The 22,421-nt window shown below is 71.3% G+C and carries 21 protein-coding genes; 6 read left to right on the top strand and 15 right to left on the bottom strand.

The genetic code is table 11. From position 1 onward, the window contains the following. Positions 1–4 precede the first annotated feature (4 nt). The 3 genes from ACWDAG_RS35345 to ACWDAG_RS35335 all read right to left on the bottom strand — a co-directional run bounded on the left by ACWDAG_RS35345 (position 5) and on the right by ACWDAG_RS35335 (position 6,087). Positions 5–1,564: a carboxylesterase/lipase family protein gene (locus ACWDAG_RS35345; RefSeq protein ID WP_450699632.1), complete on the bottom strand. Its 1,560-nt coding sequence runs from the start codon at positions 1,562–1,564 to the stop codon at positions 5–7. Further along, positions 1,561–4,026 (bottom strand): beta-glucosidase, encoded by a 2,466-nt coding sequence (locus ACWDAG_RS35340; protein ID WP_450699631.1) that lies wholly within the window; start codon positions 4,024–4,026, stop codon positions 1,561–1,563. The genes ACWDAG_RS35345 and ACWDAG_RS35340 overlap by 4 nt, the downstream gene beginning before the upstream one ends. Before the next feature lie 270 nt (positions 4,027–4,296). Next, on the bottom strand, positions 4,297–6,087 hold the full coding sequence (locus ACWDAG_RS35335; protein WP_450699630.1) for a ricin-type beta-trefoil lectin domain protein: 1,791 nt from the start codon (positions 6,085–6,087) through the stop codon (positions 4,297–4,299). Between the two features lie 360 nt (positions 6,088–6,447). On the opposite strand from ACWDAG_RS35335, the gene galU reads away from it, so the two are divergent. Further along, the gene (galU, locus tag ACWDAG_RS35330; RefSeq protein ID WP_450699629.1) at positions 6,448–7,386 is read left to right on the top strand and encodes a UTP--glucose-1-phosphate uridylyltransferase GalU; all 939 of its coding nucleotides are present in this window, start codon (positions 6,448–6,450) and stop codon (positions 7,384–7,386) included. 66 nt (positions 7,387–7,452) lie between these two features. Here galU and ACWDAG_RS35325 read toward each other — a convergent pair whose 3' ends face one another. The 5 genes from ACWDAG_RS35325 to ACWDAG_RS35305 form a co-directional block, all read right to left on the bottom strand. Beyond that, positions 7,453–7,905 (bottom strand): DUF4442 domain-containing protein, encoded by a 453-nt coding sequence (locus ACWDAG_RS35325; protein ID WP_450699628.1) that lies wholly within the window; start codon positions 7,903–7,905, stop codon positions 7,453–7,455. A 113-nt stretch (positions 7,906–8,018) separates the two neighbouring features. After that, complete coding sequence (locus tag ACWDAG_RS35320; protein WP_450699627.1) at positions 8,019–8,864, bottom strand: spermidine synthase; 846 nt, start codon at positions 8,862–8,864, stop codon at positions 8,019–8,021. A gap of 54 nt (positions 8,865–8,918) precedes the next feature. After that, positions 8,919–9,758, bottom strand: a complete 840-nt coding sequence (locus ACWDAG_RS35315; protein ID WP_450699626.1) for a patatin-like phospholipase family protein — start codon at positions 9,756–9,758, stop codon at positions 8,919–8,921. A 463-nt stretch (positions 9,759–10,221) separates the two neighbouring features. Beyond that, a complete protein-coding gene (gene tuf, locus ACWDAG_RS35310) occupies positions 10,222–11,391 on the bottom strand; it encodes an elongation factor Tu (protein WP_450699625.1) in 1,170 nt (389 codons plus the stop codon). A gap of 281 nt (positions 11,392–11,672) precedes the next feature. Next, positions 11,673–12,395 carry a DNA alkylation repair protein gene (locus tag ACWDAG_RS35305; RefSeq protein ID WP_450699624.1) on the bottom strand — a complete coding sequence of 241 codons (723 nt, stop codon included), beginning with the start codon at positions 12,393–12,395 and terminating at the stop codon, positions 11,673–11,675. Between the two features lie 49 nt (positions 12,396–12,444). Here ACWDAG_RS35305 and ACWDAG_RS35300 point away from each other — a divergent pair, with 49 nt between their 5' ends. Continuing rightward, positions 12,445–13,215, top strand: coding sequence for a TVP38/TMEM64 family protein (locus ACWDAG_RS35300; RefSeq protein WP_450699623.1), 771 nt, complete (start codon positions 12,445–12,447; stop codon positions 13,213–13,215). Positions 13,216–13,222: 7 nt separating this feature from the next. Here the strand turns inward: ACWDAG_RS35300 and ACWDAG_RS35295 are convergent, their stop codons facing one another. Continuing rightward, complete coding sequence (locus tag ACWDAG_RS35295; RefSeq protein WP_450699622.1) at positions 13,223–14,392, bottom strand: thiolase family protein; 1,170 nt, start codon at positions 14,390–14,392, stop codon at positions 13,223–13,225. Between the two features lie 107 nt (positions 14,393–14,499). On the opposite strand from ACWDAG_RS35295, the gene ACWDAG_RS35290 reads away from it, so the two are divergent. Further along, on the top strand, positions 14,500–14,970 hold the full coding sequence (locus ACWDAG_RS35290) for a winged helix-turn-helix transcriptional regulator (protein WP_450699621.1): 471 nt from the start codon (positions 14,500–14,502) through the stop codon (positions 14,968–14,970). Positions 14,971–14,991: 21 nt separating this feature from the next. Here the strand turns inward: ACWDAG_RS35290 and ACWDAG_RS35285 are convergent, their stop codons facing one another. From ACWDAG_RS35285 to ACWDAG_RS35270, 4 genes are all read right to left on the bottom strand, one after another. After that, positions 14,992–15,267 carry a YciI family protein gene (locus tag ACWDAG_RS35285; protein WP_351481081.1) on the bottom strand — a complete coding sequence of 92 codons (276 nt, stop codon included), beginning with the start codon at positions 15,265–15,267 and terminating at the stop codon, positions 14,992–14,994. Between the two features lie 71 nt (positions 15,268–15,338). Then, positions 15,339–16,058 (bottom strand): cupin domain-containing protein, encoded by a 720-nt coding sequence (locus ACWDAG_RS35280; RefSeq protein WP_450699620.1) that lies wholly within the window; start codon positions 16,056–16,058, stop codon positions 15,339–15,341. Beyond that, a complete protein-coding gene (locus ACWDAG_RS35275) occupies positions 16,052–16,978 on the bottom strand; it encodes a DUF6807 domain-containing protein (RefSeq protein WP_450699619.1) in 927 nt (308 codons plus the stop codon). Before ACWDAG_RS35275 ends, ACWDAG_RS35280 begins: the two co-directional genes overlap by 7 nt. Further along, a complete protein-coding gene (locus ACWDAG_RS35270) occupies positions 16,975–18,162 on the bottom strand; it encodes a Gfo/Idh/MocA family protein (RefSeq protein ID WP_450699618.1) in 1,188 nt (395 codons plus the stop codon). The genes ACWDAG_RS35275 and ACWDAG_RS35270 overlap by 4 nt, the downstream gene beginning before the upstream one ends. Positions 18,163–18,424: 262 nt before the next feature. Here ACWDAG_RS35270 and ACWDAG_RS35265 point away from each other — a divergent pair, with 262 nt between their 5' ends. Then, a complete protein-coding gene (locus ACWDAG_RS35265; RefSeq protein ID WP_450699617.1) occupies positions 18,425–19,300 on the top strand; it encodes an undecaprenyl-diphosphate phosphatase in 876 nt (291 codons plus the stop codon). Positions 19,301–19,460: 160 nt separating this feature from the next. Continuing rightward, complete coding sequence (locus tag ACWDAG_RS35260; protein ID WP_450699616.1) at positions 19,461–19,640, top strand: hypothetical protein; 180 nt, start codon at positions 19,461–19,463, stop codon at positions 19,638–19,640. A 10-nt stretch (positions 19,641–19,650) separates the two neighbouring features. Here the strand turns inward: ACWDAG_RS35260 and ACWDAG_RS35255 are convergent, their stop codons facing one another. Continuing rightward, the gene (locus ACWDAG_RS35255) at positions 19,651–20,568 is read right to left on the bottom strand and encodes an alpha/beta fold hydrolase (RefSeq protein WP_450699615.1); all 918 of its coding nucleotides are present in this window, start codon (positions 20,566–20,568) and stop codon (positions 19,651–19,653) included. Positions 20,569–20,699: 131 nt separating this feature from the next. Between ACWDAG_RS35255 and ACWDAG_RS35250 the strand changes: the two genes are divergently transcribed. Further along, entirely contained in the window at positions 20,700–21,311 is a 612-nt protein-coding gene (locus tag ACWDAG_RS35250) for a TetR/AcrR family transcriptional regulator (RefSeq protein ID WP_450699614.1), read from the top strand. 27 nt (positions 21,312–21,338) lie between these two features. Here ACWDAG_RS35250 and ACWDAG_RS35245 read toward each other — a convergent pair whose 3' ends face one another. After that, entirely contained in the window at positions 21,339–22,319 is a 981-nt protein-coding gene (locus tag ACWDAG_RS35245) for an LLM class flavin-dependent oxidoreductase (RefSeq protein WP_450699613.1), read from the bottom strand. Between the last annotated feature and the right edge of the window lie 102 nt (positions 22,320–22,421).

The raw sequence follows: 22,421 nt of genomic DNA, 5'->3' as shown, positions 1-22,421 counted from the left end.
CGGGTCAGCTCGTCGAGGCGCCGTCCCACAGATCGCACTGGTGTTCCTGATGGACAGTGGTGCTCAGGGTGTTTCCCCCCTTGGACGCGGTCTTCAGGGAGAGGACCACGCCCGGGCCGGCGGGCATCGGGGGCTGCCCCGCGGCCCGCGGCACACCGTCCCGTACGAAGGACCCCCAGTACTGGACCATCTCCCGCGACAACACCTTCTGCTCGGCGTTCAGCGGGCTCTCCAGGCCGAAGTGCTTGAAGAGGTACTGGACCTCGTTGACGTGCGTCGCGCCGAAGTCGAAGTCCGTGTGCAGGTTGCGCAGGGAGGCGAAGGGCGGGGAGGTGCGGTCGGCGAACTCGTACGAGTAGACCGGGCCGCGGGTGGCGAGCAGCCCGTCGAGCCGCAGCGCCGGGCAGCTGAACAGGACGTCGCCCAGTGCGGTGGCGTACGCGATGGTCGGCGTCGGGTACGCCGACAGCGGATAGCGCTGGAGCGCCGCCTCCCCGAAATCGTTCCGCATGACCCCCGGGTACTGCTCGGCGGTGAGCGGTGTGCCGTTCAGGTCGAAGCTGGAGAAGGCGAACAGCCGGCCCTCGTCCTTGTTCGAGCCGTTGATCACGGGCACCCGGGCCGCGGTTCCCCGCGCGACGGCCTGTTCGGGCTGTACGGGCAGGAACGCGCCCCCGACCACCGGGTTCCAGTCGAAGTCGCCCTGCGCCTCCAGGATGTCGCGGGCGGACTTGCCGCGCAGACAGGCCACGGTGGTGCAGCCGAGTTTCTTGGCGAAGTCGGCCCCCTGGGCCACCGCGTCCTGGTGCGTACGGGCGGTGCAGTCGTCGTAGGCGCCACTCTCGATGATGCCCGCGCGGAACAGGCCCCTGGCCGTCGGTGAGGCCAGCTGGGTGCAGACCGAGCGGCCGCCCGCCGACTCGCCCGCGATGGTGACGCGGCCCGGATCGCCGCCGAAGCGTCCGATGTCGGCCCGCACCCAGCGCAGCGCGGCCTGCTGGTCGAGCATGCCGAAGTTGCCGGAGACCCCGTCGTGCGTCTCGCCGTCGAGACCGGACGTGGCGAGGAAGCCCATCGCGCCGAGGCGGTAGTTGACGGTCACGACGACCGTTCCGGTCTGCCGCGCGAAGGTGTCGGGGACGACGTCCTGACCGGCGCCGGCGGTCAGTCCGCCCCCGTGGAACCAGACCAGGACCGGCCGCCGGGCGGAGCCTTCGGGGACGTACACATTGAGGTCGAGACAGTCCTCCGTGTACGACGGCTTGTCGTAGCCGGGGTCCCAACTCGCGTTCTGTACACACTTGTTGCCGAAGTCCGCGGCGGAACGCACTCCTTTCCAGGGTCGTACGGCGTGCGGCTCGCGCCAGCGGAGCTTCCCGACCGGCGGCTCGGCGTACGGAATGCCGAGGAACTGCCGTCCCTCGGCGGTGGTTTCGCCGCGCACCAGACCCGCTTCGGTGCGGATGACCGGATCGCCGCCCGACGGCGCGGCCTGCGCCGCCGGGACGGGTGTGACGAGGGCGGCCGCGAGGGCCGTCAGGCCGATCACGATGCGTCGTATCACGTGCCCACCTCCACGTTCGTACGCAACCGGAGATCACGCGAGGACGCACCGACCCATACCGTGCGTCGGCCGGTGCCAAGTACCCAATCGTGACGCTTCCGGTCCCATGAGGACAATGTGCGTGCGGTGACTTCCACGGCGATCCGCCGCCGTTCCCCCGCCCGCAGGGTCAGCCGCCGGTAGCCGCCCAACACCCGTACCGCCTGGTCGAGTCGGAGGTCCGGCGACGGTCCGACGTACACCTGCGGCACGTCGACGCCGTCCCGCCGGCCGGTGTTGCGGACGGTGAAGGAGACCTCGATGCCGTCTTTCGTGCGGCGGGCCCGCAGATCCTCGTACGAGAAGGAGGTGTACGACAGCCCGTGCCCGAAGGGGAACAGCGGCCGCACTCCTTCGGCGTCGTACCAGCGGTAGCCGACATGGATGCCTTCGGAGTACTCCTCGGTGCCGTCCACGCCCGGGTAGCGGCGCGGGTCGCCGGCGACCGGGTGGTGGTCGTCGTCGACCGGGAAGGACTGGGTGAGGCGGCCGCCGGGGTCGCACTCGCCGTACAGGACTGCGGCGGTGGCGGCCGCGCCCTCCTGGCCCGGGTAGTACATCTGGAGCACGGCGCCGGTGCGCCGCAGCCAGGGCATCGAGGTCGCGGACGAGGTGTTGAGGACGACCGTGGTGCGCGGGTTGGCCGCGGTGACGGCCTGGATCAGCTGCTGCTGGTGGCCGGGGAGGGCGATCGTGGTGCGGTCCAGGCCCTCGGTGGCGTCCTCGTAGGCGAACAGGACCACGTCCCGGGCGGCGCGCGCGGCCTTGACGGCCTCGGCGACGTCCTGTGCGCGCGTCGCGCCGGTGCTGCGCCGCAGCCGGAACAGCAGACCGTCGGCTCCTCCCTGCGCGGTGATCTTCAGCGTGTGGGCGCCCTTGGCGAGGCTGAGGGTCTTGCGGCGCACCGACAGTCCGTCGGGGGCGGCCGAGACCAGTCCGCCCGTGAAGAACTCGCCGTATCCGGAGGCCTGCGGGAACAGTTCGGTGCCGTCGAGGAGGACCTTGGGGCGGGCCGTGGGCGCGGACGAGAAGTGCAGGACGAAGGTCCACTCGTCGGCCTCGGGGACGGTGAGCGTCCCGTCGTAGGTCCACACCTTGCCGGCGTCGACCCCCTGGCCCTCACTGCCGAAGGCGGGGCTCAGCGCGGACGCCGGGATCGCCTTGCCGAACAGATCCTCACCGAGGGAGTAAGTGACCTTCCCCGCACGGGACTTGATGGCATCCATGGGGCTGTCGGCGTGGTCCGGCACGACGTGCGCGCTGCCGCCGCCGCTGACGAAGGGAAGGGTGCCGGTCGGGCCGATCACCGCGACGGTGCCGCCGCGGGCCAGGGGAAGGGTGTGGTGATCGTTGTGCAGGAGAGTCGCGCCGGCCTTGGCGACCTCCAGGGCGACGGCGGCACCCGCCGGTGCGTCACGGTCCGGGCGCGGTGGCGCGGTGCCGTCGAGGAGACCGAAGCGCTCCATGACGGTGAGGATGCGGCGTACGGAACGGTCGACAAGGCGCTCGGGCACGCTGCCGTTCTGCACGGCCGACTTGAGCGCCGTACCGAAGTGGGTGCCGTCGGGCATCTCCATGTCGAGGCCGGCGGCGATCGCGGCGACGGTGCTGTGCGCGGCGAACCAGTCGGTCATCACCCAGCCGTCGAAGCCCCAACGGTCGCGCAGGATGTCCGTGAGCAGGGTCTTGCTCTCGCAGGAGAACGTGCCGTTGACCTTGTTGTAGGCGCCCATCACGGCGCCGACTCCGGCGCCGACGGCCGCCTCGAAGCCGCGCAGTTCGATCTCGTGCATGGTCTGCTCGTCGATCCGCACGTCGATCGACATGCGGTCCTTCTCCTGGTTGTTCATCGCGTAGTGCTTGACGGTGGCGATGAGGCCCTCGCCCTGGATGCCCCCGATCTCGGCGGCGACCATGCCGGAGGCGAGCAGCGGGTCCTCGCTGAAGGTCTCGAAGTTGCGGCCCGCGTACGGGGTGCGGATCAGGTTGACCATCGGGGAGAGCAGGACGTCCTGGCCCAGGGCGCGGCCCTCACGTCCGATGACCTGTCCGTAGCGTCGGGCCAGGTCCGGGTCGAAGGCGGAGGCCAGCAGGACGGGGGCGGGCAGGGCGGTGGCGTGCCGGGTGACACGGACGCCGGCGGGGCCGTCGGCGAGGCGGAGGTGGGGGATGCCGAGGCGCTCGACCGGCGGGACATAGCCCGCCTGGCCGAGCGACTTCGCGTCGGTGGCGCCGTGCAGGAGGGAGATCTTCTCGTCGAGGGTGAGCTTGCCGATCAGACCTTCGACGCGGGCGCCGGCGCCCGCCTCTGGTCTGTCGAGTGCGTGCGCGGGGGGCGTGAGTCCGCTGGTGGCCGCCGTGGCGACGGCGATCGCGCCGCCCAGCAGACGCAGTGCGGATCTCCGGGAGACAGTGTCGGTCATGGGCCGTCACTCCTTCGGTGTGCGGGCACGACGTTGTGAACCGCAGGCACGCCCGGCGGCCCGGACTGCTTTCGGCATCTGAACGCAGTCTGCTTCAGGACCGACCTGACACCCCGTAGGGCACCGTGGGCGCGGCGGGAAAACTATGACCGCCAGTGACTCGTGTCAATAAAGCGAACAGGAAACACTCCGATGCCGACAAGAAACGAAGCTGGGGCCACCCCGGCGGGATGACCCCAGACAAGTTGCATGTCTCTGTATGCGCCTTGATCAGTGCAGGGCGCTCTCGAGCTGTTTGGCCCTGTCCGTGACGAAGGCGACCGTGCCCAGCACGTCGGCCGGTAGCGTGCGCACCCGGTCAAGGGGCGTCGGCGGCCCGGAGGGTTGGGTTTCGTCGTTGACCTGGGCGAACCGCTTCTCGTACTGCCCCTCGTAGGGCTCGCCCCCGGCCGTCCGCTCCGGGGCCCGGGAGCCGGGCGGCTTCGGTGCGCGACCGGGAGATTCCCGACCCGCGGGGCGACCACTGTCCTGCGATCCCTCCCGCTTCTGCGTGCGGTCGGTGTCGTCGGGGCCGACTTCAAGTGTCCACCGCTGCCCACCGGAACCGTCCCGTGCGGTGACGACGACCTCCGTCCGCCTGCCCGGGGCGACGAGCAGTCCCTTTCCGCCGCGCAGCAGGAGCTCCCCGCGGACCGTGAGGTCGTAGCGCACCTCGCCCGCGTGCGCCACGCAGTCGGCCAGGGTCACCGAGTTGTTGTCGGCGTCGGAGTCGAGGCACAGGGTGGGGTCGGTGTCGCTGCGCAGCAGACCGTCGTCCTGGTACGACCACTGCTGCGACCCGGCGGCGGAGCAGGCCGCCAGTACGGCCGCGGCACCGGGCCTGGGCCTGCCGCCCTCGACGTCGAGGCAGAGTCCGGCCTTCGGGTTGCGAAGCCTGCCGCGTCCGACCTCGACGGGCTGCCCCGCCGAGGCGGGCGACGCGGAGCCGCCCGACGAGGTGTCGCCCGCGGGGGGCGAGGGGTGCAGAGTGCTGCTGCTGGGCGCTCCCCAAGTGGCGCCGGAGTCGCGGACAGCGTTGTCGTCGGACCAGCCCTTGCTGACCAGAACCGTGGCGAGCAGGGCGAGCGTCGTCAGACCGACACCCACGACGACGGCCTTGGTGTGCTTGCGCGGCGAGTCGGGTCGGTGACGCCCGCCGCCGGGACGCGCGTTGCCGCGCCCGGGCGTGAGCGTCAGGTCTCCGCCGCGGCCGGGGCGGGAGTCGAGATAGCGCCGGGCGCCCCAGCCGAGCACGGTCTCCGCGAGCAGCACCTCCAGGCCTTCCTCGAAATGACTGAGCTGTTCGGCGGCGTGACGGCAGTACCGGCAGTTCATCAGATGCTGCTGGACATCCGGGAGCAGGGCACCGCCGCGGCGTATCGGGACGTCGAGGAGGCGGTTGTAGAAGCGGCATTCCTTGCCGGGTGCGAGTTCCCGGTGGGCGCGCACACAGCCCACTCGGAATTGCTCGCGCGCCTGCTCCAGTGCGGCCGAGGCGGTGGGTGCGTCCACCCCCAGCAGACCAGCCGGTACGGTTATGGGTTCGGCCTCGACCTCCGAGTGCCACAGCAGGCATTGCGAGGCCCCCGGAAGGGCCCGGAATGCCCGCTCGGCGATTTGCCGTCTTTCGGGCGTCGCGGACCGCGCTGCCCGCAGTCCGCGCCCGCCGGTCGTTTTGCGGAGTTCCGGCAGGAGAGCGGAAATACCGTCGTCCGCGGCCCACTCCTTGACGGTGTCCCGTACGGCCATGAGGAGTTGCGGCCGCAGGGCGCCGCCGCCCGGCCGGCCAAGTACCCGGTGGAACGCGGCGGCCGCGGCCATGGATGCCGGACTCTCCCCGGAGGCAAGGCAGATGACTGCGTAGTCGTACGTGGCCCGCCAGTGCCGCGCCAGCAGCAGCGCACCCGCACGGGCACTCGCGGCACCCGGGGCCAGCTGTGCGATGAGGTTGCGGTCGGACTCGGCGGGCCCCGATCCGGGACGCGGCGGGTACGGCGGTCGTGGGGGGTAGGGGGATTGCACTGAACCATTTCCTTCCAAGCCGCAGGACGGTAGGCGGATTTCGCGTCCATCGGAAAGCAGGCGCCTCTTTGGTGCATACCTATGTCGGGTCAGGTTCTGGGACCGCTACAGGGCCGTTCACTTTCGCACAATTGACTTACAGGAAACAAGGAGTTCGAGTGACGAAAGTTCAAAACACGGCAACTTCAAATAAGTTACCGGCGGTATCCGCACCGGCATGCGAAACAACCGCAGGGCGGCTGGCGAGTTGTGTGCACCCCGGGCGCTTGGTACACGAAACCTCCACTGCCGGGCCATCCCACAGCGGGATCCCACGTTTCTCTCTGGGGGCTCTCATCCACGTGCGCCAGCATCGGCCGCATGATCGTCCCCCACACCACTTCCACTCGCGCGGTCACCAAGGCCGTGATCCCTGCCGCCGGCCTCGGCACCCGTTTCCTGCCCGCGACCAAGGCGACCCCGAAGGAGATGCTGCCGGTCGTCGACAAGCCGGCCATCCAGTACGTCGTCGAGGAGGCCGCCGCGGCCGGGCTCGACGACGTCCTCATGGTCACCGGACGCCACAAGCGCGCCATCGAGGACCACTTCGACAACGCCTTCGAACTGGAGCAGGCCCTCGCCGTCAAGGGCGACGCGGTACGTCTGGACGCCGTGCGCGATCCCGCCCGCCTGGCCGACATCCACCACATCCGCCAGGGCGAGCCCCTCGGCCTCGGCCACGCCGTGCTGTGCGCCCGCCGCCATGTCGGCGACCTGCCCTTCGCCGTCCTGCTCGGCGACGACCTGATCGACCCCCGGGAGACCCTCCTCAGCCGCATGCTCGACGTCCGCGACCGGCACGCGGGCAGCGTCATCGCCCTCATGGAGGTACCACCGGAGCAGATCCACCTCTACGGCTGCGCCGCCGTCGAGGCGACCGGCGAGGACGGCGTGGTCCGCGTCACCGGCCTGGTCGAGAAGCCCTCCCCCCAGGACGCACCCAGCAGCTATGCGGTGATCGGCCGCTACGTCCTCGACCCGGCCGTCTTCGACACCCTGGAGCGCACCCCGCCCGGCCGCGGCGGCGAGATCCAGCTCACCGACGCCCTGCAGGAACTGGCCACGGGCGGCACGGTGCACGGCGTCGTCTTCGACGGTCTGCGCTACGACACCGGCGACAAGGCCGACTACCTGCGCACCGTGGTCCGCCTCGCCTGCGATCGCGACGATCTCGGCGCCGAATTCACCGCCTGGCTCAAGGAGTTCGTCGCGGGCCTGGAGGGCGGCACCGGCTCCGAGCGGCGGTGTCTCGCGGCCTGAAGACACCTTGAAGACACACAGAAGGCCCGGGGGGATTCACGCCCGGGCCCGGTGTGCAGCTGCTGCTCAGCCGTTGGGACGCAGCGTCCACACGACGGTCATCTCACCGGTGACGGCTCCGTCGGCGCGCCGGATCTCGATCGACACCGGGAACTCGGGGCGCTGCCCCGCGTCCAGCTCCGCGACGACGTCGGCGACCGGGCGACCGAGCGTCGCCGTGGCGGTGACAGCCCCCATCGCGAGCTTCTTGTATGCGATCTCGGCGCGCACGGCGAGCGGCACGGCCCGCGCGAGCTGTTCCCCGAACGCGGCCAGCACGATCGTCCCGCTCGCGGTCTCCCCGAGCGTGAACATCGCGCCGGCGTGCGGTCCACCGACATGGTTGTGGTATTCGCCCTGGTCCGGGAGGGCCACCACGGCCTTCTCCGGCGTGGTCTCCAGGAACTCGAGGTTCAGGGTCCGGGCCATCGGCACGGTGGCGGCGAGCATCTCGCCGATGGACATCTGGTCTGCACTCATGCCGGGAATGTTACCCACGAGTAGGCGCGAGTGGCCAGATCCGTGCGGTGTTCCAGAGATCACGAGCCGCGCTCGCGGGCGGTGGTGGAGAGCATGCCGAGTGCCCGGACGGTTCAGCCGATGCCGAACGCCCCGTCGGGAGGCTCGGGTGATGGCACGGCGTCCTCGTCCCGCACCGGGCGCGCCCCCGCGATGAAGTCGTGGATTCCGGGCCCGTACTCGACCCGTGCCGGGAAGGCGTCCGCTGCCGTGAGCCTGGTCAGGGCGGCCGTGTCGACGGGGTGGTGTGCGGCGACGAGTACGGCGTTCCCGAAGCGCCGCCCGCGCAGGACGGCCGGTTCGGCGATCAGCGCCAGCTCCTCGAACTGCGTGGCAAAGGTGGCGAGTTGGGAACGGAGGAAGGCGAAGGGCGCTGCGTCGGCGAGGTTGGCCAGGTAGACGCCTCGGTCGCGCAGCACCCGTGCGGCCTCGCGGGCGTAGGCGACGGAGGTGAGGTGTGCCGGGACGCGGGAGCCTCCGAAGACATCGGCGACGATCACGTCCGCCGAGTCCGAGGGGGCCGCCTCCAGCCAGGTGCGGGCGTCGGCGGTGTGCAGGGTGACGGCCGAGCCGACCGGGAGCGGCAGGTGTTCCACGACCAGTTCCAGCAGGGCGCGGTCCGCCTCGACGACGTCCTGTCGTGAGCCGGGCCGGGTCGCGTCCAGGTACCGGGGCAGGGTGAGCGCGCCCCCGCCGAGATGGAGCACGTCCAGCGGGCTGCCCGGTTCCGCCACGGTGTCCAGGACGTGCCCGAGCCGTCGCGCGTACTCGAACTCCAGGTGTGCCGGCTCGTCCAGGTCCACGTACGACTGCGGCGCCCCGTCGACCGTCAGCAGCCAGGCCCGCTTCCGGTCGACGTCGGGCATCAGCTTGGCGGTGCCGTGATCGACGTCTCGGGTCACGGGTATCGGCTCGTCCACGGGTCCATTGTGCCGGGAGCAGGGGCCGCGGGCGTGCGGTCCGGGCTCGTGGGGTCAGGTGCCCCAGACCTGCGCCACCCGTCTCGCGTGCTCCTTCGCCTGTTCGCGTCCCGCCCTTGCCGAGGCCGCTCGGACCGCAGGGTCCAGGGCGTTGCGCCCGATCGCGTCCTTCGCGGCCGCCGAGGGTGTCACCACCGCGACCCGGGCACCCTGCTCGGTGAGCCGACTGCCCTGGTCGGCCGCCGAGGCGAGGGGGCCACCGCCCGAGGCGATGGGGGCCAGGACGACGACGCGTTCGTATCCGCTCGCCAGGTGCGCGTTGGCCGGTGAGTACACGCCGCCGTCGGTCCAGCGACGGCCCTCGATGGGCCAGGTCGGCCAGACGCCCGGCACCGCGCAGCTCGCGGCGACGGCGTCCACCAAGGGCACGCCGCTGTCCTTGTCGAAGACCCGGAGCGTCCCGGTGGCCGTGTCCACGGCGGTGATCCGCAGGGGGCCGTCCGGCCAGCCGGGCGACACCAGCCGGCTCTCGATCGCTGCCCGGCGGGCCGCTTCGGAGGGCGTCCGCGCACGCAGCGCCATCCGGCCGAGTTTGCGGCCGTACGCCTCGGGTGTGCGTGAGGTGAGTGCGGCCCACACGAAGCGGGCGATCACACCGGAGCCCATGCGTGCGGGTATCTCGCCCTCGGGTTCGGCCAGTTGACGCTCGTACAGCTCCTGCGGTGTGCGCAGCCTCAGAAGCTGGGCCGCCACCGCCGACCCTGCCGACGTACCGAACACCACGTCGGCGTCCCCGAGATCGACGCCCGCCTCGGACAACCCGTACACCATCCCGGCCAACCATCCGATCCCGCCGACGCCCCCACCGCCGAGTACCAACGCCCTGCCCGCCATGGTCTCCCCCCGTCTCTCCACGACCCACGACTGCGTGTGCGATCAAGTCTTGCGCACGGCACTGACAACGGGGCCCGGACAGCCGGACGTGCGGCGCCACCCCCGAGGAGGCGGGTGCTGCGCAAACTGCGCCGACCAACGTCACGGTGCCCGCACCAACCGCGTGGCCCCCTCGCGGATCGCGGAGCCGAGCCGGCCCCGCAAGAACGACGCCCCCAGCACCGGACAACCAGGACACAGCGCCCACCCCGAAGAAGCAGGCGCCGCACAGGCTCAGCCGACCGACGTCACCCTCCTCGCGCCGACCGTGCGACCGCCCTCGCGGATCGCGAAGCCGAACCGGCCCACAAACACACCGCCCCCAGCCCCACCCCCGCCTCACCGCACCCAACAATCGCCATCCCCCAGCACCGACAACTCAGCACACGGCGCCCGCCCCCGAAGAAGCGAGCGCCGTGCAAGTTCAGCCGACCGACGTCACCGTCCCCGCACCGACCGTGCGACCGCCTTCGCGGATCGCGAAGCCGAGGCCCGGCTCCAGTGGCACGTCGCGGCCGAGTTCGACCGTCATGGTCACGGTGTCGCCGGGCCGGGCGAGGGCCGTCTCGCCGAGGTCCACGTCGCCGACCACGTCCGCGGTACGGATGTAGAACTGCGGCCGGTAGCCGCTCGACACCGGGGTCGAACGTCCGCCCTCGCGCGTCGACAGGACGTAGACGCGCGCGGAGAAGCGGCGGCTCGGCGCCACGCTGCCGGGCGCCGCCACCACGTGTCCGCGCCGGACCGCGTCCCGTGGGACGCCGCGCAGCAACAGCGCCACGTTGTCGCCGGCCTGCGCCTCCTCCATGGGCTTGCCGAAGGTCTCCAGGCCGGTGACGACGGTCTCCAGCCCGGCGCCGAGCACTTCGACCCGGTCGCCCACGTGGACCACACCGCGCTCGACCGCGCCCGTCACCACCGTCCCCCGGCCGGTGATGGTGAGGACGTTCTCGACGGGCATCAGGAACGGCGCGTCCAAGTACCGCTCGGGCATGGGCACATACGTGTCCACGGCGTCGAGCAGTGCCTCGACGGACGCCGTCCAGCGCGGGTCGCCCTCCAGGGCCTTCAGACCGGAGACCCGCACGACGGGCACGGCGTCGCCGCCGTAGCCGTGCGCGTTGAGCAGCTCGCGGACCTCCAGTTCGACGAGCTCCACCAGCTCCTCGTCGGCCGCGTCCGCCTTGTTCAGGGCCACCACCACGTGGTCGACGCCGACCTGCCGGGCGAGCAGCACGTGCTCGGCGGTCTGCGGCATGATCCCGTCGAGTGCGGAGACGACGAGGATCGCCCCGTCGAGCTGCGCGGCGCCGGTGACCATGTTCTTGACGTAGTCGGCGTGGCCCGGCATGTCCACGTGCGCGTAGTGGCGGGTGTCGGTCTCGTACTCGACGTGCGCGATGTTGATGGTGATGCCGCGCGCGGCCTCCTCCGGGGCGCGGTCGATGCGGTCGAACGGCACGAACGTGCCGGTGCCGCGCTCGGCCAGCACCTTGGTGATGGCGGCGGTCAGGGTGGTCTTGCCGTGGTCGACGTGGCCCATGGTGCCGATGTTCAGATGCGGTTTGGTGCGCACGTATGCCGTCTTGGGCATGGCGATACCTCGAAGCCTCTTCGTAGAGCGATGTGGAGAGATGGGGACCCCGAGGACTCGCCGACCCTCCCCCTGCGGGGTCCGCCGGACGATCCGGAGAGGGTCAGCTTCGGGCGCCGTCGACTGCGGCGACGAGTGTGGGAACGGCAGCCTTCGGGGCATCCGCGACTGCGGATGCTGCGAGGTGGAAGGCGTACCGGAACATGACGCCGATCATTGCCGACGCTTTGCCCGGCGTCGAATGATTTTTCAGGTCACGGGAGTTCGGACGCCGCTCCGGTTCAGGGCCCGATGTTCTTCAGTGCCTCCCGGACCGACAGCGGCGCGAACCGGCCGCGCTCCCGGGTCAGGAAGGCCTGTACGGCCTCCGGGTCGGTCTTGGCGTACTCGCGCAGGCACCAGCCGATGGCCTTGCGGATGAAGAAGTCGGGGTGCCCCGACTGGCGCAGGCAGTAGGCGAAGAGGCGTTCGGTGTCGGTGCGTTCCTTGTAGCGCAGCTGGTGCAGCAGGGCGGTGCGGGCGATCCACAGGTCGTCGTCCGCGATCCAGAGGTCCATGTCCGCCGTCAGCTTCGGGTCGGCCGCGACCAGGGCGCCCACGACGTGGGCGGCAAGGAGGTCGACGGTGTCCCACCAGGGGACCGTGGCGACGAGGTGCCGGGCCACCGGCAGGAACCCGGAGGTGCACACGCGCGCGTGGCGGCGCAGATAGTCGACGGCGAAGTAGTGGTACTCGCGCTCGGGCAACCGCCAGCAGCGCAGGGCGATCGCCGTGCAGTCTCCCTCTTCGGGGCGCGGCAGGCCCGCGACGACGGTACGGGACAGGGACCGGCGCACCGGTGTGGTGAGGCCCAGGAAGGGGGCCACGTCCTTCATGTACGCGCGCATGGACACGGCGCGCTCCGGGTCGGCCGCGGCGGCGTACGTGGCGCTGAGCCGCTCCAGCACGGTGTCGGCGAGTGTGCTGAACGGCACATGGGGTGTGACCTCACCTGTGACGCTCATGGGACGAACCATACGGCGATCACACACATTTGTCGGTTAGTGTCACCGGATGCTCGATGCCACCACCCGCTCTGGGGGCACCGCCGCGGTCTCTCCCCGGGCCGCCGCCACGGAACTCGCCGTCGCCGTACCCGTACCACCGCCGAGCCTGGGCGCGCGCTGCACCCGTGTGCTGCTCTCGCCGTGGTCGCGGCTGTCCCTGCTCGTCGTCCTGCTCGCGAGCGCCGCCGGTGCCATGCTGCTCTTCCAGCCGCAGCGGATGCTGGCGCACGGCTGGCCGCCGCAGCTCGGCGGGGCCGCGGCGGCCATGGTGTTCGCGGGAGCGTACGGGCTGTGCACCGTGGCGTTCGTGCCGCGGCCGCTGCTGAACCTCGGGGCGGGCGCGCTCTTCGGCTCCCAGCTGGGCACCGGGACGGCCCTTGCGGGCACCGTGCTCGGCGCCGGCATCGCCTTCGGACTGGGCCGGATGCTGGGGCAGGACGCGCTGCGCCCGCTGCTGCGGGGCCGGCTGCTGAAGGCGGCGGACGGGCAACTCAGCCGGCACGCGTTCCGTTCCATGATGGCGGCACGGCTCTTCCCGGGGGTGCCGTTCTGGGCTGCGAACTACTGCGCCGCCGTCTCCCGCATGGGCTGGCTGCCGTTCGTGCTCGCGACGGCGCTCGGCTCGGTGCCGAACACCGCCGCGTACGCCGTCGCCGGCGCCCGCGCCTCCGCGCCGACGTCCCCCGCCTTCCTGATCGCCATGGCCTGTATCGCCGTACCGGCTCTGGTGGGCGCGGTGGTGGCCTGGCGCAAGCGGCATCAGCTGCGCGGTCGCTGACGGCCGGCTACACGCCTTCCAGGATCATCGCGTTGGCCAGTCCGCCCGCCTCGCACATGGTCTGCAGGGCGTAGCGGGCGCCACGCGCGCGCATGGCGTGCACGAGGGTGGTCGTCAGACGGGTGCCACTGGCCCCGAGCGGGTGGCCGATCGCGATCGCACCGCCGTGCACGTTGACCTTGGCGAGGTCGGCGCCGGTCTCCTGCTGCCAGGCCAGGACGACACTGGAGAACGCCTCGTTGACCTCGAAGAGGTCGATGTCGTCGAGGGTCAGGCCTGCCCTGCGCAGCACCTTCTCGGTCGCCGGTATGACGCCCGTGAGCATCAGCAGCGGGTCGGAGCCGGTGACGGCGAAGCTGTGCAGCCGGGCGAGCGGGCGCAGACCCAGGCGGGCCGCGGTCTCGCTTGAGGTGATCAGCACGGCGGAGGCGCCGTCGTTGATGGGACTGGCGTTGCCCGCGGTGACGTTCCACTCGATCTGCGGGTAGCGCTCGGCGAAGGCCGGGTCGTGGTAGGCGGGCCGCAGGCCGGCGAGGATCTCGGTGGTGCTGTCCGGCCGTACGCACTCGTCGCGCGTGACGCCCTCCAGGGGCGCGACCTCGGTGTCGAAGAGCCCCTTGGCCCAGGACTCGGCGGCCTTGTGGTGCGAGGAGACCGCGAAGGCGTCCATCCGGTCGCGGGTGATCGACCACTTCGCGGCGATGAGCTCGGCGCTGATGCCCTGGGGGACCAGACCCTCCGGGTAGCGCTCGGCGACGCCGGGGCCGAAGGGGTCCTTGCCGGGTGGCACGTTCGACCACATCGGCACTCGGCTCATCGACTCCACACCGCAGGCGACGACGAGGTCGTACGCCCCCGACATCACGCCCTGGGCCGCGAAGTGCACGGCCTGCTGGGAGGAACCGCACTGGCGGTCCACCGTGGTCGCCGGGACGGTGTCCGGGAAGCCCGCCGACAGCACGGCGTAGCGGGTGGTGTTCATGGCCTGCTCGCCGACCTGGTCGACGGTGCCGCCGATGACGTCGTCGATCAGCGCCGGGTCGACGCCGGAGCGGTCGACGAGGGTGCGCAGGGCGTGGGCGAGAAGTTCGACGGGGTGGACGTGGGAGAGGGCGCCGCCCGGCTTGCCCTTGCCGATCGGGGTGCGTACGGCTTCGACGATGACTGCGTCACGCATGTGCGTGCCTCCACGGCGGATCAGCGGGAACTACTAGTGAGTAGGAAATCCAAACTCACCATAACTCTGAAGGTTGGAAAAACAAACCCTCCCCTAGACTGGGCGTCATGGCCGCCACCAAAGACCCGCGCCCCTGTTCCATCGCCGACGCCCTGGCGCTCGTGGGCGAGAAGTACTCCCTGCTCGTCCTGCGGGAGGTGTGCCTGGGCAACGGGCGCTTCGACCAGCTGGTGCGCAACATCGGCGCCCCGCGTGACGTCCTGGCCGCCCGCCTGCGCCGCCTGGTGGACGCCGGGATCCTGACGAAGCGCGCCTACAGTGAGCGGCCGCAGCGCTTCGAGTACCGGCCCACCCCGGCGGGCCTCGAACTGGAGCCGGTCCTGATGACCCTCAAGGAGTGGGGCGACCGCCACCTCCGGGGCGGGGTCGACCTCCCCATGGTGGTCGAGCACATCTGCGGCAACGAACTGGTCCCGGTCGTCACCTGCCAGGCCTGCGGCAAGCCGGTGCACCACGAGGACCTCGCCGCCCACCCGCAGGTCGAGGGGTGGACGGTGGCGGGGCCGACGGCGGCCTAGGCCCCGCGGGCAAGGTGCGGCTCAGGACGGGGCGAGGGCCTCGTTCCACTCCTGGATGCGCCAAGACTTCACCACTCCGTGCAGCACGAACGGGTCGCCGGCGACAAAGTCCTCGGCCGCCGCGCGGGTGGTGAAGACGGCCATCGAACCCTCTTCCTGGGGGTTCGCGAACGGGCCGATCATCAGCAGCTCACCGCGCTCGACGTACTCCTGGTAACGGGCGGCGTGCGCGGCGAAGTGGGCGGGCGCCTTCGCGGCCAGGTCGTCGGCCGACTCGTAGAACACGACGTATTTCATCGGGCCTCCCGGTGCTCTGGGCCCAGCCGATGCGTCCAGGCTACCCACCGTCGCGATCAGGGCGCACCCGGTCAGTTCGCCCGGTACACGTCCAACCGCCCGCACATCCCGAACTTCCCATGCTCCGAAGGCAGTTCCGCCCGTACGACGGCCTCCGCGAGATGGCCGACGTCGCCCTTCTCCAAGCGGTCGAGCTGCTCCCCCGTGGCTGCGGCGGCCGCTTCCGCGCCCCGTCGCCAGCGCTCGCGCCACTCGGCGAGCCGGGGGCGTACCAGTGCTGCGGCGGCGCGGTGGAAGGCGGCCAGCGCCTCGGGGCCGTCCGCGTCGCGCAGAGCCCGGTAGCCCTCCAGGGCGAGGTCGCGGCGGGTGCGGGCGAACCGCTCCTGCTCCTCCTCCGGCACCTCCGTCGGAATCCTGGTGGCAGCGGCGTACGTCTCCGCGTCGGTCAGGTACGGCGGCGGCAGTGTCAGGACCGCGTCGCCGGCCTCCGGCAGGCCGCTGTTCTGCATCAGCACCGTGATGCGCAGGTCGTCCTCGTTGACCAGGCGGTGGATGGTGCCCGGCGTGAACCAGGCGACCGTACCGGGTACGAGGGGCGTGACCTCGTACCCGGACGTCGTGAGGGTCTGCACCGCACCCCGGCCGCCGGTGACGACATACGCCTCCGAACAGCTCAGGTGCATATGGGGAGTTCCGCCGCAGACGCCGTCCACGGCCGGCCAGTCGTAGACGGACAGATGCGAGACGGCGACTGAGCCCGGCAGTCCCGTGAACTCCCCTGTGCTCACCACGGATGCGCCTCCAGGTACTTGGTGATCTCCTCCCGCTCCCAGGAACCTTCGGCCACCACGATCCGGTAGCGGCGGGTGAGGGTGTCGCCGGGGGCGAGTTCCAGTTCGTCGTAGAACGCCCAGGAGGGGGCGACGGCGGCGAACGGCTCGTTGCGTACGAACCAGTGGGCGGGGTGGGTGCCCCGCTCACCCAGGTGGTCGTTCTCGGGGGCGTGCTCGAAGACGAGGGTCGCGTGGCCGTCGCTGCCGTCGTGTTCGCCGGAGAAGGCGAGCCAGGGCGACTGCTCGCCCATCAGACCAGGACCCTCGGCATCGGCGCCGATGATCCGGCCGTCGCGGAAGGCGCGCGGGCCGCGCCAGAACAGACCGGTGTAGCCCGCCAGTTCACGCCCCGCGGTGGTCGGACTGCCGAAGCGCAGCGGCTCGTCGCGGCGGTTGGTGACGGCGCTGGCCCAGGTCAGCGCCCAGGAGCCGGACTCCGCGTCGACGTCGTGGATCTCGATACGACGCTCCTCGTCGGCCCACAGCTCCCCGCTGTACGGGTGCCAGGTCAGCCGTTCGGCGATGACCGCGCGGTCGTCGTGAACCGCCACCTCGTCGAAGGCGACGTGCGCCATCGAGCCGACGCGCTCGGGCAGTTCGAGGTAGCCCTCGCCGTGGACGTAGGAGTTGCCGCCCCACAGATTCGCGCCCGACAGGTGCGAGGCCGTCAGTTGCAGGCCCTTGTGCCAGCGGTGGTCGTTGGGGCGGTAGTCGGTGACGACCTCGCCCGCCAGGGTGCGCAGCGGGTGGATGTACGGCTTCGGGGACTCCCAGGCCGCCTCGGGGGCGTAGACGTAGCTCAACAGCTCGACGCCGCCGGTCCGTTCGGTGATCGTGATGCGGTCGCCGAGGGCGTGCACGACACGCAGCCCGGTCATGCGGACGCCTCCTGGGCCGCCACGGGAGCGACGGGTGCCCAGCCGGGCGCTCCTCCGTGCATCGCCGTGTGGAACGGGTCGCCGGGGCCGATCTCGCCGGCCCTGACCGTGGTGTCCGTGAAGGCCGCCTTGTAGATCGCGGCGATCAGCTCCAGGCTGGTGCGCCCGTCGGCCCCGCTGCTGCGTGGACGCTCCCCCGCGCGCATGCTCGCCACCAGCTCCCGCAGCTGCTCCAGGTGCGAGCTGGGCACGTCCGCGCCGAAGTCCTGCCAGGCCGCGGCCTCGTCACCGGACACGCCGGGGGCCGGGGTGATGCGCCAGTTCGCGTTGGAGTGGCCGTAGAGGTGGGTGAGCTCGACCGTGGCGCGCTCGCAGTCGATGCGGATGCGGCTGACCTCGTCGGGGCTCAGCACGCTGTTGACGACCGTCGCCATCGCCCCGTTCTCGAAGCGGATCAGCGCGGTGGAGACGTCCTCGGTCTCCACGTCGTGCACCAGGCGCCCGGCCATGGCGCGCACCTCGCGCCACGGGCCGAGCAGGTCCAGCAGAAGGTCCATCTGGTGGATGCCGTGGCCCATGGCGGGGCCGCCTCCCTCGGTCGCCCAGCGGCCGCGCCAGGGCACGGCGTAGTAGGCGGTGTCGCGGTACCAGGTGGTCTGGCAGTGCGCGACCAGCGGCCGGCCCATGGCCTGCTCGGCGAGCAGGCGCCGTACATGCCGGGAAGCGGAGCCGAAGCGGTGCTGGAAGACGATCGACGCGTACGGACCGCCGTCCTTGCCCTCCTCGGCCTGCACCGCGTCGTAGTCGGCGAGCGTCGGCACCGGCGGCTTCTCGCACCACACCCACGCCCCGGCGCGCAGGGCAGCGATCGTCTGCTCGCGGTGCAGCGTCGGCGGGGTGCAGATGCTCACCAGATCGGGGCGCTGCTCGCGCAGCATCTGATCCAGGTCGGTGTACGCGTGCGGGATCCCGGTCGTCCGGCAGAACTCCTCGACCGCGGTGGCATCGATGTCGACGGCGGCGACGACCTCCGTCTCGCCCTCCTCGGCGAGCCTCGCCAGCGCGGGCAGGTGCGAGCCCCGCCCGATGGCGCCGGTGCCGATGACGGCGGCCCGGATGCGCCGGCCGGCGAGCGGAGCGGCGGGGGCCGGGGACGTCCCGGGGTGGGTCTCGGACGTGGACATGGACCTGATCAGCACTCCTCCGGGAACGACGAGCTACGGGAGGAGCAGCGTCAGCAAGCGCTTTCTCCTCCCAGAAACGTAAGCTCCGTCCCCGCACCTGGTCAACCACCCGAAACCCAAGGCCGCCGACTGCCCCCGAAACCCCTGTGCCGGGTCTGTCGGCCCCGGACGTTAGGCTGCGCTGCACACCCGTGATCACGACGCCCGCCGGCTCGACGTCCCGTCGCGCCTGCCACGATCAGCACTTGGACGCCGTACATCCATGTCTTGGTTTGAATCCCTCGTCCTCGGACTCGTCCAGGGGCTGACCGAGTTCCTCCCCGTCTCCTCCAGCGCGCATCTGCGGCTGACCGCCGCCTTCTCGGGCTGGAAGGACCCCGGCGCGGCCTTCACGGCGATCACGCAGATCGGCACGGAGGCCGCCGTGCTGATCTACTTCCGCCGGGACATCGGGCGGATCATCTCGGCGTGGGCCCGCTCGCTGGTGAACAGGCAGATGCGCAGGGACCACGACGCGCAGATGGGCTGGCTGGTGATCGTCGGTTCGATACCGATCGGCGTGCTCGGGCTGCTGTTCAAGGACCAGATCGAGGGTCCGTTCCGCGATCTGCGGATCACCGCGACGATGCTGATCGTCATCGGCGTGGTGATCGGCATCGCCGACCGGCTGGCGGCGCGCGACGAGACGGGCGGCCGGCACCGGGCGCCCAAGCAGCGCAAGACCCTTGAGAACCTGGGCGTGAAGGACGGTCTCGTCTACGGCCTGTGCCAGTCGGCGGCCCTGATCCCCGGCGTCTCCCGCTCCGGCGCCACCATCAGCGGCGGCCTGTTCATGGGCTACAAGCGCGAGGCCGCGGCCCGCTACTCGTTCCTCCTCGCCATTCCCGCGGTGCTGGCGTCCGGCCTGTTCGAGACCAAGGACGCGCTGGAGAGCGGCCATGTCTCCTGGGGTCCGACGCTGTTCGCGACGGTGATCGCCTTCGCGTCCGGGTACGCCGTCATCGCCTGGTTCATGAAGTTCATCTCGACCAAGAGCTTCATGCCCTTCGTCTGGTACCGCATCGCGCTGGGCATCGTCATCATCGCCCTGGTCACGGCGGGCGCACTGAGCCCGCATGCGGCGGAGTCGGCGGGCTGACCAGGGGCGGGCGCCCGGGCGGAAGTGCGGACCTCAACGCTCCGCCGCGCCATGGAACTTGAGGCTCCGGGCGGCCGGGCGAAAATCCGTGACCAATGACATACGGCATGGGTAGCCGTCCGGTAGCGCAGTGTCAGTGCTTGCCCCTAGGCTTGAGCGCATGTCCCCCCATTCCTTAACCCCTGGTTCCGTGCGTTCCGCCGCCGAGGTCAACGAGCAGATCCGTGCGCTGTGGATGCGCGCGGGCGGTTCTCTGTCGGCTCAGGAGCGCGCGGAGTACGAGCTGTTGGTGGTCGAGTGGGCGGCGGCGATCCAGAGCAGTGTCATCGAGGCGGCCTGAAGCGGAGACGTCAGCCGACGTCGTCCATGAAGTCCAGCATCCGGCGGTTCACCTCGTCCGCATGGTCGATCTGCGGTCCGTGACCGGTGCTTGAGACGATCTCGGCCCGGGCGCCCGGCACCAGGCGCGGCACCCGCTCCACCTGCCGCCGCGGGTGCACCAGAAGGCTTCGTCTGCCGAGCACCAGATAGAGCGGTGTGCGTACCGTGGACAACTCGGCGTCGGACAGCGGCAGTGGAGCCGGGCGCCGGACACGATAGGCGCGGACGCCCAGCCTCACCATCGAGCGCAGTTCCGGCACGATCAGGACCGGCTGTTCGAGCCAGCGGGCAAGACGCGGGCGCAGGGCCTTGGGCGCGAAGGTCGCGAACAGGCTCACGAAGATCCAGACGAAGAAGCGCAGCCCGACCTTCTCCAGACCACCGGGGTCGAGCAGCGTGACCGAGGCGAGGCGATCGGGCCTGCGGTGCGCCTGGTTCAGGGCGAGCCAGCCGCCGTACGAGGAGCCCACGAGGTGGACGCGGTCGAGGCCGAGTTCGGCGAGCGTCTCGTCGAGCCACTGGGCGGCGCGTTCCGGCTGGTGGATGGGCTCGCGCTGCACACTGCGGCCCGGGTCGCCGGGGGTGTCGATCGCATAGACGGGCCGTTCGGCGCTGAGCGCGGGGGTGTTCGGGTACCACATCGCGGAGCAGCTGCCGGCGCCGTGCACCAGGACGACCGGCGTGCGGGACTCGGCGGCCGGGTCGGCGGGGCCGTACCGATAGACGTGCGTCGTACCGAAGTCGGTCTCCACGTCCGTCTCCGCGACCGCCCGCGCGCCCATGGCATAGAGGGCGTCGCACGCGGCGAAGTAGCGGTCGCGCAGCACGTCGTTGACGTACCGCCCGACATCGGGACGGGCACGGCCGCGGGTCGTGGTCTCGGGCACGGATGGCCACCTCCAGAAGCGATCCCCTGTTCGTGATACGACCGTACCATTTATTTGGTACGGCTGTACCATGACGGGGTGGAGGTGGCCCGGCCGGCGGGCCGCTCAGCCGGACGAGGGCGAGGCACGCCATGCCGAAGCGCGTGGACCACGCACAACGACGCACCGAGATCGCCCAGGCGCTCATCCGGGTCGCCGGGCGACGCGGGCTGCATGCCGTGGGGATGCGCGATGTGGCCGCCGAGGCCGACGTGTCGCTGCGGCTGGTCCAGTACTACTTCGAGACCAAGGAGAAGCTGCTGCTCTTCGGCCTGCAGCAGCTGGTGGAGAGATTCGGGGAGCGGGTCGCCGCCCGGGTCGCCGCGGCGGGGGACGGTGCGGGCCCGCGCGCGACGGCGGAGGCGCTGCTGATGACGGCACTGCCGACCGACGAGGAGAGTCGCACCTTCCACCTCCTCTACACCTCGTACGCCGTTCTGGCCGTGACCGACGAGGCGCTCGCCGCCCAGCCCTTCATCAAGGATCCGGACGCCGCCGAGGAGGCCCTGACCGCGCTCCTCCGGCAGGCCGGGGAGGCGGGTCTCCTGCGCCCGGGCGTGGACGCGCGGATGGAGGCGGTCGGACTGCTCGCCCTGTCCGCGGGGCTCGGCACCAGCGTCCTCGTCGGCCAGCGCAGTCCGGAGGCGGCCGCCGAGGTCCTGCACCACCACCTGGACCGGATCTTCACGGCCACGGCCCGTTGACGACCGTTCGGCGGCGGTGCTCCCGGCTCACGCGGCCGGGGCGACGTGCTGCTTCACGAGTGCGTACGCTCGCAGGCGGTCGGCCGGCGCGTAGACGGGCGTCACCAGCATGAGTTCGTCCGCGCGGGTCACCTCCACCAGGTCCGCCAACTGCTTCGCGACGACGTCGGGCGAGCCGTGGGCCTGTTGGGCGCGGAAGCTCGTCAGCGCCCGTTCCTCTTCCGCGGTGAACGAGTGGGCGGCCGCCTCCTCGGGAGTGGGGAAGGGGATGTCACCCCGCCCCTTGAGGAGGCCGGCCTTGACGACGTCCATCGGGCCCGCCAGCCGGGCCGCCTCCTGCTGCGTCTCGGCGCACACCGTTTCCACGCAGATCAGCACCCGGGGGCGCTCGCACCAGCGGGAGGGGGAGAAATGCGCCCGGTAGTGACCGAGTGCGGCGAGGGTGTTGTCCGGGCGGATGTGATGGGCGAAGGCGATCGGCAGTCCGAGGTCCGCGGCAAGTGCCGCGCCGGCCGTACTCGACGCGAGCAGCCACGGCTCCGGGAGCGGGCCGAGCGCGACCTCGTCCACCAGGAAGCGCAGGATCGCCGACACGTCGTCGCGGTACTCGTCGTCCGTCGCCGGCCCGGCCCCGCGCCGCAGGGCCCGCGCCGTCTGCTCGTCGAACGTGCCCGGGCCGCGGCCGATGCCCAGGTCGATCCGGCCGGAGTGCAGCGCGGCCAGCGTGCCGAACTGCTCCGCCAGCATGATCGGGGCGTGGTTCGGGGCGAGAACGCCCCCGGAACCGAGACGCAGGGACGACGTCAGCGCGGCCGCGTGCGCGGTCAGGACCACGGGCGGAAACGCCCCGATGGCCGGGGAGTGGTGGTGCTCGGCGTACCAGAGCCGCAGGTAGCCGAGGTCTTCGATGCGCCGGGCGAACTCGGTGGTGTCCCGTAACGTGTCCGCGGCTCGGGCGCCGGACTGGACCATGGCCACTTCGAGGGCGCTGATCGGAATGGTGATCATTCGGTCAGTATAGGAATCACGCGTCGGCATCCGGAGGCGCCGGACGCCGAACGGCGGGCACGGGCAAGGAAGTTGGCGGGAGGCGTTGACAACGAAGTTGTG

This window comes from Streptomyces sp. NPDC001157, assembly GCF_053598255.1.
Note: the sequence above shows the minus strand (reverse complement) of the source record. Positions and strands in the feature narration are given on the sequence as shown.